The organism is Mucilaginibacter gynuensis (assembly GCF_039541195.1).
GTDB lineage: Bacteria > Bacteroidota > Bacteroidia > Sphingobacteriales > Sphingobacteriaceae > Mucilaginibacter > Mucilaginibacter gynuensis.
This window is the reverse complement of record NZ_BAABFT010000009.1, coordinates 95,013-110,406: the sequence shown is the minus strand read 5'-3', so window position 1 is coordinate 110,406 and position 15,394 is coordinate 95,013. Positions and strand designations below refer to the sequence as shown.

The window sequence follows — 15,394 nt, the reverse complement described above, 5'->3', positions numbered from 1 at the left end:
TCCTGTAAAAAATAAGCCGGTGCAAATGACTATTTGCACCGGCTTATTTTAATTACGATAAAAATTATTGTGCTACCGAAGTACGATTAGTGCCTTCAGTAAACGGGCTGCCTGCGGCAGCATGAATAACATTATTTAGTGAAGTATATCCTAATGCAATAGTTAAATCATACACATAACTTAATTTATAATCAGGCTCATCTGAACAGCTCCCCGGCTCAATTATGGCCGCTACTTTTCCGGTTACAACACCATTTTTTAGTACAATATTGGTATATGTTAAAGTTTTACCCTCAACAGTTGCTATGCCTGCATTTATTTTACCTGTTATATCAAAAACATTACCAACGCCTTTTACAAGAAGTACACCATTTATATAACGCAATACTTTGCTGTCATCAACAAATAATAATCCTTTTGCTGTATCATAAAACTTCTCCGGACAGGTAAAATCAGATACGATACTGCCAAAACATTGATCGGGATGCTGCAAACTGGCTTTAGTAACCGGATATTCAGGATTACTTAAAGTCACCATTTTTTGCCCGGCAACCGGCTTAGCTACATATATAGTTTTCTTTAGCCTGTTATCTTTCAAAGGCACTATTACATCCGCAGTGGTTTTGTCAGCTTCAGTGATACTGCCATCGCCGTTAATATCTGCTACTTTTGGCCAACCAATGGCAGGTGTTGGCTGAATACCTGCAGCGGCAACCTCGGTAGCATTAATAAATACACCAAAAATAACATAACCCTCATAAATATTACTTAGGTTGCCTTTACTGGCTTTTATAAAATACTGGCTTTTATACTCAACCGGAATAACAACATGCCCCGCGTCGTCGGCAGTGGCGGTGTACACAGGCTTATCAGTTGTAACTGCCTGCTGGCTATCGTATAATTTAACAGTAGCGCCTCCAACATTGCTTAATGATGTATTTACCGAACTCCAACTGTCGGCATCTTTAACAATAATATCAATACTTGTGCTGCCACCACCATCATCAGGCCCTCCACTTTTACCACAATTTGTAAATTGAGTAATAGTCAGTCCGGCCGCTAAAAATAAGGCTATAGGTTTCTTCATGTTAATAGTTAATTATAAGTCAATTTTTTCAAAAATAAAAAAATAAAAACAACACATAAGGCTAATAATAAAACAATTATTTTCATCGCCCTGCGTAAACATGTTCATCCATCACCACATTATTTTTAATTACCGATTGATTGATGACGCCCTGTTTTTTATACCCGGCCTTTTCAAGTACCCGCATTGATTTTGGATTGCCGCCCAGCACAAAGGCCAGTATATTAATAATGTCCAAATTTTGAAAGGCATAGCCGGTTATCAGCTTTACAGCCTCGGGCATTATGCCTTTACCCCAGTGCTGCTCGGCCAGCCAATAACCTAACAGCGGTGTTTTACGGTATACATCCTGCCGAAAATCGAGCCCGATCACACCGGCTACTTCTCCGTCAACAACTATCGGGAAATTGGTTATCGGGGTTTCATCTTTTTTGAGGCCGATAAAAGTTACCGCGTCGGTAAGCGAATAAGGATACGGGAATCTGTCAAGCAGGCAACCCGATATATTGGGGTTATCCGCATGTTTTTGTAAGGCGACGGCATCATCTGTTTGCCATCTACGTAAAATAAAATTGGTACCGGTAAATATCATGCTATTGTTGTATGGGTATAAAAATAATTAATTGGCTAAATTGCCGCGGTAAAAATCATGAAAAAGATAGCGCTGTTTTTATTGTTATGCTGCATGGGTTGTGCCGAAAAACAGGCCAATCAAACCATACAAATAAGCATGACCAATGACCATAAAACGGCAAAGTTTACCAGCCTTAACGGCGATGTGGCACATGAGATAGAGCGTGATACCACGGTAAACAAATGGCAAAACCTCCTACCGGTTTACCGCATGCCTGCCGATACTGATCTGAAAGATTTTCAGCCGCCACAGCCGGGCGTATATAAACTGGTGCAAAACCAGGTATTTTTCACTCCTGATACAGCCTTTGTAACAGGGCAAACTTATTTTGTACGCTTTTACCGTTACAGCGAGGGCGGCACCAGCTGGGATATGCTGAGCCGCAAAAACAAACCCGGCCAACACCCTTATACCGATTTGATTTTTAAGCCCTAAAGCACTTGAAAAACAGATAAAAATTATTATATTTGCAGTCGAATTAAAAAGAGGGGGCCTTAGCCCCCTCTTTTATTTTACCAATCAAACGGAAAACGGACAATGAATATTGAAAAACGTGTTACCGAGCTGGTTGAGGAGAAAATTGCAGATAAGCCCAACCTGTTCCTGGTTGATATAAAATTTCAGCCGGGTGGCAAACTTATAGTACTGGTTGATGGTGATAACGGCATCGGAATTGATGATTGCGTGCAGATTAGCAAACACGTAGGCTTTCATCTCGAAGAAGAAAACGTGATAGAAACACCCTATAACCTGGAGGTTTCATCACCCGGTATCGATACACCATTAACAACCTTAAGGCAGTACAACAAAAACATTGGGCGGCAATTATCCATTACAACCACCGTTGGTACCAAAAGAGAAGGCAAGCTGATAGCGGCTGATGAAAACACTATCACTATTGAAGAAAAAGTAAAAGAAAAAGGGAAGAAGGCTGAAAATATTGAAAGCGCCATCCCCTTTGATCAAATAACAGAAACAAAAGTTATAATATCATTCAAGTAAAGAAATGAGCAATATTAATTTAATTGATTCTTTTCAGGAATTTAAAGATTTCAAGAACATTGACCGCCCTACCATGATGAGCGTTCTGGAAGATGTTTTCAGAAGCATGATCAGGAAAAAATATGGCACTGATGAGAATTGCGACGTAATTGTGAACACTGATAACGGTGACCTTGAAATATGGCGCACGCGCACAGTTATGGAAGATGGCTTTAGTGAGGATGATGACCTGGAAATAGAACTGGCAGAAGCGCATAAATTTGATGCCGACCTTGAAGTGGGCGACGAATATGTAGAGCTGATCACGCTGGAAAGCTTTGGTCGCCGTGCTATACTTGCCGCGCGCCAAACGCTTGTTTCTAAGATATTAGAACTTGAAAAAGACGAAATATTCAAAAAATATAAAGATAGAGTAGGTGAAATTGTAACAGGCGAAGTTTACCAGGTTTGGAAAAAAGAAACGCTTGTGCTTGACGATGAAGGTAACGAGTTGCTATTACCTAAAACCGAGCAAATACCTGCCGACTACTTTAAAAAAGGCGACAGCGTAAAAGCGGTGGTACATAAAGTGGATATGCTGAACAGCAATCCTAAAATTATCATATCACGTACCGCGCCTGAGTTTTTACAACGTTTGTTTGAATTGGAAGTGCCTGAAATTTTTGATGGCTTAATCACCATTAAAAAAATTGTACGTGAACCCGGCGAAAGGGCCAAAGTTGCGGTTGAATCATACGACGACCGTATTGACCCTGTAGGTGCCTGCGTAGGTATGAAAGGATCACGTATACATGGTATAGTACGCGAGTTAAAGAACGAAAATATTGATGTTATAAACTTTACCAACAATATTCAGTTATATATACAGCGTGCTTTATCACCTGCCAAAATCATGTCTATTAAGTTAGATGATGAGAAGAAAACGGCAGCGGTATACTTAAAGCCAGACCAGGTATCACTGGCCATTGGTCGCGGCGGGCACAATATTAAGCTTGCAGGTAAACTAACCGGTTATGAAATTGATGTTTACCGCGAGGCAGATGAATTGGATGAGGATGTGGATATTGAAGAATTTTCAGATGAGATTGACAGCTGGATTATTGACGAATTTAAACGAGTTGGTTTAGATACCGCAAAATCTGTACTGGGCTTAACAATTGGTGAGCTGGTGAAGCGTACCGACCTTGAAGAGGAAACCATCAAAGAAGTTATGTCAATATTACAAGCCGAGTTTGAATAAAAATGATTAACCGGAATTAAAATCGTATTTTTGCACAACTTATAAGCAGAGAAAAGAGTAATAAATGTCAGAAGACAAATCAATAAAATTATTTAAGGCAGCAAAGGAGCTGAATATAGGAACAGGTACAATTGTCGATTTCCTTGGATCGAAGGGTTATAAAATTGATAAAAACCCGGCGGCTAAGCTTGACGGTGACATGTACGATGCCCTGTTGAAGGAATTTGCTGTTGACAAGATTATTAAGGAAGAAGCCAAACAGATCAGCATCGGCAAGATCAGAAAGGAAGAAACCGTTCAAACGCCTGAAAAACCTGTTGAAAACAGGCGCTCACGCGAGTTTGAGAACGAAGAGATCCTGATCAAGAATGCCGGCCAGTTTGCATCGCCGCAGGTTGAGAAGCCTAAACCGGCCGCAGAGCCTGCGCCCGAAAAAACAGACGACCGTAACGATGCCCTGCCGGGTGTAAAGGTTGTTGGCAAAATTGACCTTAACAATCTTAATGCAAGGCCTGTAGCGCCTGCAGAAAAAGCCCCGGTGGCCGAAGCGCCAAAACCGGAACCTGCACCGGAACCTGTTGTTACCCCGCAGCCTGAACCAAAGGCAGAGGTAAAACAACCAGAGCCTGCACCGGTACCAATACCAGCACCTGTTGTTGTTGAAAAGAAAGAAGTACCGGCCCCGGAACCTCCTAAAGTTGAAGCGCCTAAACCGGTTGAACAACCAAAAGCTGAAGCGCCTAAACCGGAGCCCGTTGCACCAAAAGCCGAAGAGCCGGTTAAACCCGCCGCACCGGCAAATGATGAACCAGATGTAATACGCGCGAGAGCGCAACGCCTTACCGGCCCTAACATTGTAGGTAAAATTACCCTGCCTGTTAACGAGCCTAAGCGTAACCCGGTAGCTTCATCATCAAATACTAACGCAGACCACAAGCGCAAAAGAAAGCGTAAAGATAACCCGGGCGGACCGCAAGGCGGCCAGGGACATAATCCTAACCAGCAACAAGGTCAGGGTCAGCAAGGCGGTCAGGGTGGTCAAGGCCATCCGGGCGGACAAAACCGCGGACCAGGCCAGGGTGGTCAAGGTGGCGGCAACCGTCCCGATTTCAGGAACAACAATAACAACCGCGGTCCGGGTCAGGGTGGTGGTAACCGTCCCGATTTCAGGAACAACCGTAACGCCCCGCCAAGTACCCCGAAAGAGGAACCTACAGAAAAAGATATACAAGACCAGATTAAGGCAACATTGGCCCGCCTTAGTGGTGCAGGTAAATCGGGTAAATTTGCACAGCGTGCAAAATTCCGCCGTCAGAAACGTGATGATGTAGCTGCAAATGCCGAAGAACTGGCAATGGAGCAGGAACTGCAATCAAAGGTACTGAAGGTTACCGAGTTTGTTACCGCTAACGAGCTGGCATCAATGATGGATGTACCTGTTACACAGATCATCTCTACCTGTATGAGCCTGGGTATGTTCGTATCCATCAACCAAAGGCTTGATGCTGAAACTTTAACTATAGTGGCCGACGAGTTTGGTTACCAGATAGAGTTTGTTAAGCCGCAGGATGAAGAAGCCAATCTGGAGGAAGAAGACAATCCGGATGATTTAATACCACGCGCGCCAATCGTAACCATTATGGGTCACGTTGACCACGGTAAAACATCGTTGCTGGATTTTATACGCAAAACCAACGTAATAGGCGGCGAAGCCGGGGGTATTACCCAGCACATTGGCGCTTACGAAGTTACATTACCAGAAAATAAAGGAAAGATCACCTTCCTGGATACACCGGGTCACGAAGCGTTTACCGCTATGCGTGCCAGGGGTGCACAGGTAACCGATATAGTTATTATAGTAATTGCTGCCGACGATAGTGTGATGCCGCAAACCCGCGAGGCCATAAACCACGCGCAAGCCGCAGGTGCCCCTATCATCTTCGCTTTCAACAAAATTGATAAGCCGGGAGCAAATGCCGATAAAGTACGTGAGCAACTATCAGCCATGAATATTTTGGTTGAAGAGTGGGGTGGTAAATACCAAACCCAGGAAATATCAGCAAAAACAGGTTTAAATGTTGAGCTGCTGTTAGAAAAAGTATTGCTTGAAGCCGAATTGCTTGAACTGAAAGCTAACCCTAACAAACGTGCCGTAGGTACCGTTATTGAGGCTGCTTTAGATAAAGGCCGTGGTATTGTTACCACCATATTGGTACAGGCCGGCCGCTTAAAAGTGGGCGATCCGATACTGGCAGGCTGTTACAGCGGTCGTGTTAAGGCGCTTACCAACGAACGCGGTCAGCGTGTAGAATCTGCCGGACCATCAACACCTGTACAGGTATTGGGTATGCAGGGTGCACCTACAGCGGGCGACAGGTTTAACGCGCTTGAAAGCGAAGTGGAGGCACGTGAAATTGCCAACAAACGCTTGCAATTACAACGCGAACAAGGTTTACGTACACAAAAACACATCACACTTGATGAGATCGGCCGTCGTTTGGCAGTTGGTAACTTTAAAGAACTTAACATTATTGTTAAAGGTGACGTGGATGGTTCTATCGAGGCCTTGTCAGATTCATTGCTGAAACTGTCTACCGAGCAAATACAGGTTAACATCATATCAAAAGCCGTTGGTCAGATCTCCGAATCAGACGTATTGCTGGCTTCTGCATCTGATGCGATCATCATCGGTTTCCAGGTACGCCCTTCAGGTGGTGCCCGTAAACTGGCCGAAGCAGAGCAAATTGATATCAGGCTTTACTCAATCATCTACGATGCTATCAACGAGATAAAAGCAGCGATGGAAGGTATGCTTGCACCAACCTTTGAAGAGAAGATTGTTGCTAACGTGGAGATCCGCGAAACATTCAAGATCAGCAAAGTGGGTACAATTGCCGGCTGTATGGTATTGGATGGTAAGATCAACCGTAACAGCAAGATCCGTATCATCCGCGAAGGTGTGGTTATCTACACCGGTGAGCTTGCATCACTTAAACGCTTTAAAGATGACGTTAAGGAGGTGGCAACCGGCTACGAGTGCGGTTTGAACATCCAAAACTTTAACAATATTGAAGTAGGTGACATTGTTGAAGCTTACGAAAATGTTGAAGTAAAACGTAAATTAGCTTAATAATATACGCTAACGATATAGCTAAGGCTTACCCAATGGGTAAGCCTTTTTTGTTTATAATATACTCTTGCCATTGCGGTTTTATTATCCGGGCGACTTTACGAATGACGTATGCCTGTACCCTTTCTCTCCACTGTCATGCTGAGGAACGAAGCATCTATCGCAGATAAGCATGGCGAGAAGATTCTTCACGGCGTTCAGAATGACAGTTTTTTTAACATGTCATGGTAGGTCTCGTTGCTTTCTTCTGCTTGTTGCGGTGTGCTATAATCTACGTCAGTCTGCTCTTGGGCGCAGTGCCCCATTACTTTTGAGGGCAAAAGTAACAAAACCCTTGTCCAGCAAAAGGCTTCTCTGCCGCGCAAGGCCTTCGCTGCAAACCGTGCAGAACTTAGGGCTGGAACTTTTGCCCCATACTTCTCCGCTCATTCCCACCACACATGCAACAAGTTCACTATGCCCGCCTTTGCGCTCTTGGCCTCCACCGTTCTGCCCGCTTTCGCCCGAAGCTGCTTGCTGACGGGTAGGTAATAGCCCTATCCAAAATGTCATTGCGAGAAACGAAGCAATCGCGAACTATACAGGGCGAACACGCATAGCTACGGTATTGCTTCGTTTCTCGCAATGACAAATGTTTTTTATAAGGCTAATTCTTTCTCAAACCGCCCGCCTTTGCGCTCCAGGCCACCAAAGTTCTGCCCGTTTTCGCCCGGAGCTCTTTGTTGACGGAAAATAGAAATAGAATATAATTTATACTTAATGGATTATCTTATTAAAAAACTCAACTACCAACGTTAAGTCGTTTCGATATTCTGCGTAGGGTAATGAGCAGGCAAAGTATAAACGAAGCTACGAAGCCCATTATAGATACTGATATAATTAACTGCGTGTACTCAATATGATTAAACTTTGCAATGTATGATACAGTTACGAATGCTACTTGCATCAAAAAAAGTATAAAAAGCAATTTTCTTGTCTTCATAACATAACAATATTTAAGTAGGTTAATTGGCTCAGTATAAATGGTTAATAAATATAGCAATAATAAAAACTAATAAAATGGATTATCCTTTTTTTTACAGTATACCTACCCCATGCCTCATTTGCAAATACATAACTAACATGGCGCGGCGATTATACCCCTACATTTTGCACTACCCTCCCCTAACTAAACCCGGGAGTAGCGGATACCGGCCCGTGCCTAATGCCTTGTGCGCGTATGAGCGGATCACGGGGCTATCGGTTACGAAGTACCACAGGCATTGATTTTCAAAAAAACAGCACCAGCCCCATTAATAAATAGAATTAATCCGAGGCTTAAATACAGCTAAACAATACGCTTTAAATAAATAATTAAAAAACATTTGTATAATTACGAAACTTTCGTAAATTTACGAATAATTAGTAATTGCTATGGAAAAATTATCACAACAGGAAGAAGAAACCATGCAGGTTATATGGAAACTGGGACAGGGTTTTATAAAAGATATACTGGAAATTATGCCCGAACCTAAACCTCCTTACACTACCCTCGCTTCAACCGTGAAGAACCTGGAGAAAAAAGGATTTGTAAAAGGCGAAAAACTGGCCAACTCATACCGTTATTCGCCCGCTATAAAGGCAGAAGAGTATAAGCAGAAATTTATGAAGGGCTTTGTGAACGATTATTTTAAAAGTTCATATAAAGAGCTGATAGCGTTTTTTGCCAAGGAAGAAAAAATAAGCGCCGACGAACTGAAAGAGATCATTAACATGATTGAAAAGGGCGATAAAAAACAACTATAAAACCTAAACATTATGCCTGCATTAATCACCTATATTTTAAAACTGTCGCTCTGTTTGAGCGCCATTTACCTGTTCTATTACCTGGTATTGCGCCGGTTAACTTTTTATAACTGGAACCGCTGGTACTTGGCTGGTTATTCGCTGCTAAGCTTTGCCATACCGTTCATCAATGTATCGCCTATGGTGCAAAAGGTGGCCTTAAAGGAGGAAGCCATAAATTATATACCTGCCATTCAAAATATAGCCGCCGGTAAACAAACGGGGACTATTGTACAAGATACCGGTCTGCATTTAGATGCCTGGGACATGCTGATGGCTGCCATACTCTTAGGTATCACGGTAATGGCCATCAGGATTGTAATGCAATTGATATCCTTCAACCGGATAAAAAAGCGGGCGGTATTATTGAATGATGATAGCGATACGCCTATTTACCATGTGGACGAGCAGATTATGCCTTTCTCGTTCGGCAAGTCGATATACATTAACCGGGAGATGCACACCGAGCAGGAGCTGGAAGAGATTATTCTGCATGAGTATGTACACGTGGTACAAAAGCACACCATTGATATTTTTATAGGCGAATGCCTGTGCGCGCTCAACTGGTATAATCCTTTCGCCTGGCTGATCAGGCATAGCATTCGCCAAAATCTGGAGTTTATAGCCGATAATGAAGTGCTTAATGCCGGGCTTGATAAAAAGGCTTATCAATACCACCTGCTTAAAGTGGTGGGAATACCCAAATACCGGATTGCAAATCAGTTTAATTTTTCATCCTTAAAAAAACGGATCATGATGATGAACAAAGTAAGAACCGCCAAAATACACCTGCTGAAATTTATGTTCGTGCTGCCCTTGCTGGCAGTGATACTATTAGCCTGCCGCAACAAGCTGAATACTAACGACAATGGCATTAAATACGCCGTTATATTTTACGACTTGGAAACATATAAACCTATACCCGATGTTGAAGTAAAGGGTATTTACAAACCCGTTGACGCATCGTCAGAGGGCGACGGATACATAACTGTACCTTATACTGTAGGTAAAGACAATACTTTACATGTGAGTCTGAAATTTAATAAGCAGGGCTATATTTATGCGGAAAGACGCTTTGCATATCCTTTTAACAAAGAGAAGCCATCTTCTTTAATAGAGCTGATCGGGCTACGTAAAACTGCGAGTAAAAACTGCAAGAGCTGTTATGATTTTTTGGCTACCATGTCGACCGCGATCCATAATGATAGCCTGAATACAGAGGCCTGGGCTTTTTACAAATCGTACAAAGGCTTTAGATCAAAAGCTGTAAAAGTAATGATGAAGAGGGATTCTGCCGAAAAAGCGGATACCATTGTAAAGCAGAAAGCAGTACCGGCTACCCAATTAATTGCCCAGGATTCTGTAATAACGGATAAAACAAAAGGCAGGATAACCTTAGTAGGAAACGCGGTTTACAACAGCGCGGATATCAGGCTGATGGCAAATGTGATCCAAATTGAGGATTCGTTGAAGACACTGAAAAACGCGTTGATCCTGATCAATAATAAAGAAACTACCTTTAACGAATTAAAAAAGATGTCAGCGCAAAAGCTTCAAACAGTATTTATTTTCGGTCCGGCCAAAGCACAACCGGTATTTGGAGAAAGGGGCATTAACGGAGTGGTGGAAGTAAAAACATTCGCCGCAGACAAAAAGGCCGCTGTAAAAACGAACGTTTCGGCCACCCAGAAAGTTTATTCTACTACTGTGCTACGGGCCGATTCCTTAACATGGAAAGCTAATATGAAGACAGCAATTACTTATGGGGCGCTATCCGATAAGACAATCTCTTCTACTGCGCCCCAATACCCAACAAAACTTAACAGTGCTGTTAATAAAAACCCAGGAAAGGACGTGAAAAATACAGTCTTCTTAACTGCCGATTCGCTGCTGTGGAAGACTTCAAACAAAGCGATTGTTTTAACAGGCCACGTAATTCAATACGACAGCCAAAACGAAGCTATTATTAAATTGGACGTTAAGCATGTAAACATCCGTGCATCATTCCTCGTTGTTAACGGCAACGAGGCCGGCGAAAAACCGTACCTGCTTGGTAAGGATATGGCATGGCGCGTTACCCCACTTAATAAAGAATACGCCCAAAACAAATACGGTGAAAAAGCGGGGGATAATCCGATGGAGTTAACGGCTGTAAGGTTAAACTAAGCCTAATTTATTATTATTGTTATTACGAGGCGCAAAGTAATCACCTTGCGTTCTTACACTCTTTTCAAAGATTGTGCTGCAATTAACGTTAGTCTGCTCTTGGGCGCAGGGCCCCATTACTTTTGTCGCCACAAAAGTAACAAAAAGGCTTGTCCAGCAAAAGGCTTCTTTGCCGCACGAGGCCTTCCCCTGCAAAACAGTCAGAACTTGGGCTGGAACTTTTGCCCCAATGCGCTATTCCTGCCCGCATGCAACAAGTTCCTATGCCCGCCTTTGCGCTCATGGCCATCACAGTTCTGCCCGTTTTCGTCCGAAGCTGTTTGCTGACGAAAAAAGCAATATTTAATATATAAAAATTCAAAGCCCTCTCCGTTGAAGAGGGTTGGGTGAGGCAAAACATATAGCAAGGCAATTGCATCTCCAAACTCGCACTACCCTCTCCCAACTAAACCCGGGAATAGCGGATACCGGCCTGTGCTTAATGCCTTGTGCGCGTATGAGCGGATCACGGGGCTATCGGTTACGGAGTATCACAGGCATTGATTTTCGAAAAAACAGTACATTACTCATTCGAATATAAGCCATCATTATTAAGCACGCAGAAACTAATGAAGCAATAATCCCTCTACCCCTGCTTCAGAATATTATCGACAAACACCTGCCAGTGCGGACCGCTGAGGCTGTGGCGGGCGGTTAGGCCTACTATGATGTTACGGATATCGTCGATCAGGTTGCCGTCGGTATTGGGTTGCTCGTTGCGGCCATGTACTGCCGCGCTTACCCGGTTGCGGTAACGTTCTACAATAAAGGTATTGGTGGAGTTATGGCTAAAGAAATGCGCTATTACGCTTCCGGGCTTTTTGGGGTTGGCTACAGGTCGCACGGTTATGGCTACATATTCCGATTCGGCTTCGGCATTATCGTGCTCGCGAAGGGCTTCTACACGTACCCAATCGTAACCGCCGCCGCTGATAGAGCCCGGCCCGGGCATATCGATGTAAATATGATCGCCCTTTTCCACTATCTTATAAGTTTCGCGCCCTTGTGTATCGGTTATGCCAAACTTTGATTCAACCGGACCGGTGAAGGTATGCCAGTTTGATACATCTTTAAGGCGGTCTTTCACCAGTATAAACAAATGGTGCGCTTCGGCTACAGTAGGCAGATCAACATATTGAATTACATCATTATGCTCACCTTCGCGTTGTTCGGGGATGTTTTGATCGGCTATGCTCATATTGCGTTAACAGTTAATGCGCGTAAAGTGTTCGGTATAAATGAAAAACGTTTAAACAACCGGCCTGGCATTTCGCATCAGGAAATGGGTGATGGTCCAGGCCAGGATATAGGCTATACCGCAAAACAAAAAGATGAGGTTATAACCAACCGTTACATTACCCAGCCGGGTATAAATATCCAGCACGTACCCAATCACGATAGGGAACACAAAACCACTGAATGAACCCGCCATACCACCGATACCTGTAACCGAACTGACCGAGCTTTTAGGAAAATGATCGGACATGGAAGTATACAGGTTAGCGCTCCAGGCCTGATGCGCGGCAGCAGCCAGACTGATCAATGCAACAGCCTGCCACATATCGGTACAGAAACGTGCAGAGGCAATGGGCACCACACAAAGCGCGAATATCAGCATAGATACCTTGCGTGCCTTAAACGGCGACCAGCCCTTTTTAATGAGGTACGATGAGAGGTAACCGCCGCCAATACTGCCAACGGTTGTGGCTGTATAAATGATAATGAGCGGCAACGTAGGTTTCTTTAAATCGAGATGGAAGGTTTTGCTGAAATAATCGGGCAGCCAGGTTAAAAAGAAATACCATATAGGGTCGGTTAAAAACTTGCCTGTTATAAATGCCCATGTTTGCCTTATGCGGAACAAAGCGCCCCATCCTATTTTTGCATCCGCGGCAGTTTCGGCAACTGCGTCTTCATTGATAAGGGCAAGTTCGGCCGGGTCGAGGTTTTTCTTTTTGGAGGGGATCTCGTAAAAAATGACCCAAAAGATCAACCATACAAAGCCTATTCCCCCGGTGATAATAAAAGCCGCCTGCCAGCCATATAAACCCAATATCAGCGGAATACATATCGGCGCGGCCACAGCGCCAATATTAGCGCCCGAATTAAAGATGCCGGTGGCAAAAGCCCGCTCCCGTTTAGGGAACCACTCGGCCACGCTGCGAATAGCCGACGGGAAATTGCCCGACTCGCCCAAACCCAGCAATCCTCTCGCGGCCATAAAACCATAAGATGTTTTGGCGATAGCATGCAACATGGCGGCCAGGCTCCATACCACGATAGAAATAGTGTAACCTAACTTGGTGCCAATTTTATCGATAAACCTACCCGATATTAATAACCCGGTAGCGTAAAAAAGCTGAAAAAGGCCGTTGATGTAGCCATAAGTGGTGTTATCCCAGCCGAACTCTTTTTCGAGCGTTGGCTTTAAATAGCTTAGTACCTGCCTATCAAGGTAGTTGATAGTGGTAGCAAAAAACAACAAGGCAACTACTACCCATCTGTAGTTACCGGTTTTAGGTGAAGGCATAATTGGTGGTTTACTTACAACTTTGTATTATCTCGCTCACATGTATGGTATCGGTATATAATTGATCGTATAATTTATTTTCTAACACCTGCTTGCTGATGAGCTTACTGCCCATGCCCACAGCACAAACCCCGGCCCTAAACCAGTCGAGGATATTCTCTTTAGTGGTATCAACCCCGCCTGTTGGTATAAACTTTTGACCGGGGAACAGCTCTTTTATACTGCTCAAAAAGCCCGGCCCTAATATATTTGCCGGGAACAGTTTTATAATAGCCGCCTTGTGCTGCTGAGCGGTAAAAATCTCGGTAGGTGTTAAACATCCGGGAATCCATAACATGCCATGTTTATGCGCAAGCTTACCTACTTCCGGGTTAATTACGGGTGCTACAATAAAATCGGCTCCGGCACTAATAAAGGCTTCGGCTTCGGCAAGGGTTTTTATGGTGCCTATCCCTAAATACAGATCGGGCATTTCGGCCTTTTGCGCCTTTTTAAGCTCTTTAAAGTTTTCGAGCGCGCTTTCCCCCCGGTTAGTATATTCAAACACCCTTACCCCTGCTTTATACAACGTACGGGCAATTTGTACGCTTACTTCGGCATCTTCATAAAAATACAGGGGCAGCATGCCCTGCACAATAATGGCATCTACCACATCGGCTTTCTTACTCATAAATTATCGTTTTTTTGATCTGGTCAACAGTTTTATTGGTGGCATCGCTCTCTACAAACAACTTTTGAAAGGCCGACGCGGTAGCGAAAGCCAATGTTTCGGCAGGAGCCCAATCGTTATAAAAACCATAAATAAGCCCGGCCATAAAACAATCGCCGCTGCCTACCTTATCTACAATATGCGAAGTTTCGTATTGGGCCGAATGATACAGTTTATCGCCGGTGTATAATGCCGAATAGTAAGTAATGTCGCTTTTAGCATCAAACCTGAAGGTGTTGGCAACCGCCTTGCATTTAGGGTATAGCGCCATAATTTTTTGTGAAGTATTCAGGGCTTCTTTCAGGTAGATGCTTTGCTGCCCGCTCTCATGAATATCGGGCACTACTTCAATACCCAGCATAGTTTCGGCGGCCCAAATATTACCCATTACGATGTCGCAATAAGGTAATAGTTCCGTCATCACCTCTTGTGGTGTTTTATCGTATTTCCATAACTTCGACCTGTAATTCAAATCGACAGATATGGTGATGTTACGTTTCGAGGCCTCTTGCAAAGCTTCCTTACATACCTCGGCAACGTTATTACTGATGGCCGGGCATATCGCGCTGAAGTTGAACCAGCTTACGCCTTCAAGTACATTATCCCAATCAATCATTCCCGGTTGCAAATTAGCAAAGGCTGAATGTGCACGGTCGTAAATGAGGGCATCGTTCTTCAGGTCCTTCCCTTTGGTTAAAAAGTAGAGGCCTATCTTGTCGCCCGAAAAGAGTACCGGGGTAGTATCGATATTTTTTTGCTGTAAGTAAGTGATGATTTGTGCCGACAGACCATTATCCGGCAACGCTGTAAAATATTTTGATGGCAATCCCCATAAGGCCAATGCGGTGGCTACATTCAATTCGGCACCACCAACAAAAAACGGCAGGTTATTATTTTGCAGCCATTGGCCATCAGCATCAGGAGTTATCCGCAGTAACAATTCGCCAAATGATAAGATAGCGCCTTTATTATCCATTGCTATTGAGGTAGAGGTTAACATTAAATTTGAACGGAAACGGTTGCCCGGTAAATG

General features: G+C 43.7%; 12 protein-coding genes. 6 read left to right on the top strand and 6 right to left on the bottom strand.

Annotation, left to right across the window (positions count from 1 at the left end; all coding sequences use genetic code 11):
- Window positions 1-64 precede the first annotated feature (64 nt).
- Window positions 65-1,087, bottom strand: coding sequence for a hypothetical protein (locus ABD894_RS17445; RefSeq protein ID WP_345212349.1), 1,023 nt, complete (start codon window positions 1,085-1,087; stop codon window positions 65-67).
- Window positions 1,088-1,169: 82 nt separating this feature from the next.
- A complete protein-coding gene (locus tag ABD894_RS17440; RefSeq protein ID WP_345212348.1) occupies window positions 1,170-1,679 on the bottom strand; it encodes a GNAT family N-acetyltransferase in 510 nt (169 codons plus the stop codon).
- Window positions 1,680-1,736: 57 nt separating this feature from the next.
- On the opposite strand from ABD894_RS17440, the gene ABD894_RS17435 reads away from it, so the two are divergent.
- From ABD894_RS17435 to ABD894_RS17410, 6 genes are all read left to right on the top strand, one after another.
- A complete protein-coding gene (locus tag ABD894_RS17435; RefSeq protein WP_345212347.1) occupies window positions 1,737-2,156 on the top strand; it encodes a hypothetical protein in 420 nt (139 codons plus the stop codon).
- 102 nt (window positions 2,157-2,258) lie between these two features.
- Window positions 2,259-2,723, top strand: a complete 465-nt coding sequence (rimP, locus tag ABD894_RS17430) for a ribosome assembly cofactor RimP (protein WP_345212346.1) — start codon at window positions 2,259-2,261, stop codon at window positions 2,721-2,723.
- A 4-nt stretch (window positions 2,724-2,727) separates the two neighbouring features.
- Window positions 2,728-3,963 carry a transcription termination factor NusA gene (nusA, locus tag ABD894_RS17425; protein WP_345212345.1) on the top strand — a complete coding sequence of 412 codons (1,236 nt, stop codon included), beginning with the start codon at window positions 2,728-2,730 and terminating at the stop codon, window positions 3,961-3,963.
- A gap of 64 nt (window positions 3,964-4,027) precedes the next feature.
- Window positions 4,028-7,093, top strand: a complete 3,066-nt coding sequence (infB, locus tag ABD894_RS17420; protein WP_345212344.1) for a translation initiation factor IF-2 — start codon at window positions 4,028-4,030, stop codon at window positions 7,091-7,093.
- 1,413 nt (window positions 7,094-8,506) lie between these two features.
- Window positions 8,507-8,878, top strand: a complete 372-nt coding sequence (locus tag ABD894_RS17415; RefSeq protein WP_345212343.1) for a BlaI/MecI/CopY family transcriptional regulator — start codon at window positions 8,507-8,509, stop codon at window positions 8,876-8,878.
- A gap of 12 nt (window positions 8,879-8,890) precedes the next feature.
- Window positions 8,891-11,083 carry a M56 family metallopeptidase gene (locus ABD894_RS17410; RefSeq protein ID WP_345212342.1) on the top strand — a complete coding sequence of 731 codons (2,193 nt, stop codon included), beginning with the start codon at window positions 8,891-8,893 and terminating at the stop codon, window positions 11,081-11,083.
- A gap of 625 nt (window positions 11,084-11,708) precedes the next feature.
- Here ABD894_RS17410 and ABD894_RS17405 read toward each other — a convergent pair.
- From ABD894_RS17405 to ABD894_RS17390, 4 genes are read right to left on the bottom strand one after another with little or no spacing between them, the layout of a single operon-like run.
- On the bottom strand, window positions 11,709-12,320 hold the full coding sequence (locus tag ABD894_RS17405; protein ID WP_345212341.1) for a hypothetical protein: 612 nt from the start codon (window positions 12,318-12,320) through the stop codon (window positions 11,709-11,711).
- 51 nt (window positions 12,321-12,371) lie between these two features.
- Window positions 12,372-13,652: an MFS transporter gene (locus tag ABD894_RS17400; protein ID WP_345212340.1), complete on the bottom strand. Its 1,281-nt coding sequence runs from the start codon at window positions 13,650-13,652 to the stop codon at window positions 12,372-12,374.
- 10 nt (window positions 13,653-13,662) lie between these two features.
- A complete protein-coding gene (locus ABD894_RS17395) occupies window positions 13,663-14,322 on the bottom strand; it encodes a bifunctional 4-hydroxy-2-oxoglutarate aldolase/2-dehydro-3-deoxy-phosphogluconate aldolase (RefSeq protein WP_345212339.1) in 660 nt (219 codons plus the stop codon).
- On the bottom strand, window positions 14,315-15,337 hold the full coding sequence (locus tag ABD894_RS17390) for a PfkB family carbohydrate kinase (protein ID WP_345212338.1): 1,023 nt from the start codon (window positions 15,335-15,337) through the stop codon (window positions 14,315-14,317). Before ABD894_RS17390 ends, ABD894_RS17395 begins: the two co-directional genes overlap by 8 nt.
- Between the last annotated feature and the right edge of the window lie 57 nt (window positions 15,338-15,394).

Excerpts from the sequence above, each read along its gene's own strand:
- ABD894_RS17445 (WP_345212349.1), bottom strand. The coding sequence starts at position 1,087 with ATGAAGAAACCTATAGCCTTATTTTTAGCGGCCGGACTGACTATTACT.
- ABD894_RS17440 (WP_345212348.1), bottom strand. The coding sequence starts at position 1,679 with ATGATATTTACCGGTACCAATTTTATTTTACGTAGATGGCAAACAGAT.
- ABD894_RS17435 (WP_345212347.1), top strand. The coding sequence starts at position 1,737 with ATGAAAAAGATAGCGCTGTTTTTATTGTTATGCTGCATGGGTTGTGCC.
- rimP (WP_345212346.1), top strand. The coding sequence starts at position 2,259 with ATGAATATTGAAAAACGTGTTACCGAGCTGGTTGAGGAGAAAATTGCA.
- nusA (WP_345212345.1), top strand. The coding sequence starts at position 2,728 with ATGAGCAATATTAATTTAATTGATTCTTTTCAGGAATTTAAAGATTTC.
- infB (WP_345212344.1), top strand. The coding sequence starts at position 4,028 with ATGTCAGAAGACAAATCAATAAAATTATTTAAGGCAGCAAAGGAGCTG.
- ABD894_RS17415 (WP_345212343.1), top strand. The coding sequence starts at position 8,507 with ATGGAAAAATTATCACAACAGGAAGAAGAAACCATGCAGGTTATATGG.
- ABD894_RS17410 (WP_345212342.1), top strand. The coding sequence starts at position 8,891 with ATGCCTGCATTAATCACCTATATTTTAAAACTGTCGCTCTGTTTGAGC.
- ABD894_RS17405 (WP_345212341.1), bottom strand. The coding sequence starts at position 12,320 with ATGAGCATAGCCGATCAAAACATCCCCGAACAACGCGAAGGTGAGCAT.
- ABD894_RS17400 (WP_345212340.1), bottom strand. The coding sequence starts at position 13,652 with ATGCCTTCACCTAAAACCGGTAACTACAGATGGGTAGTAGTTGCCTTG.
- ABD894_RS17395 (WP_345212339.1), bottom strand. The coding sequence starts at position 14,322 with ATGAGTAAGAAAGCCGATGTGGTAGATGCCATTATTGTGCAGGGCATG.
- ABD894_RS17390 (WP_345212338.1), bottom strand. The coding sequence starts at position 15,337 with ATGGATAATAAAGGCGCTATCTTATCATTTGGCGAATTGTTACTGCGG.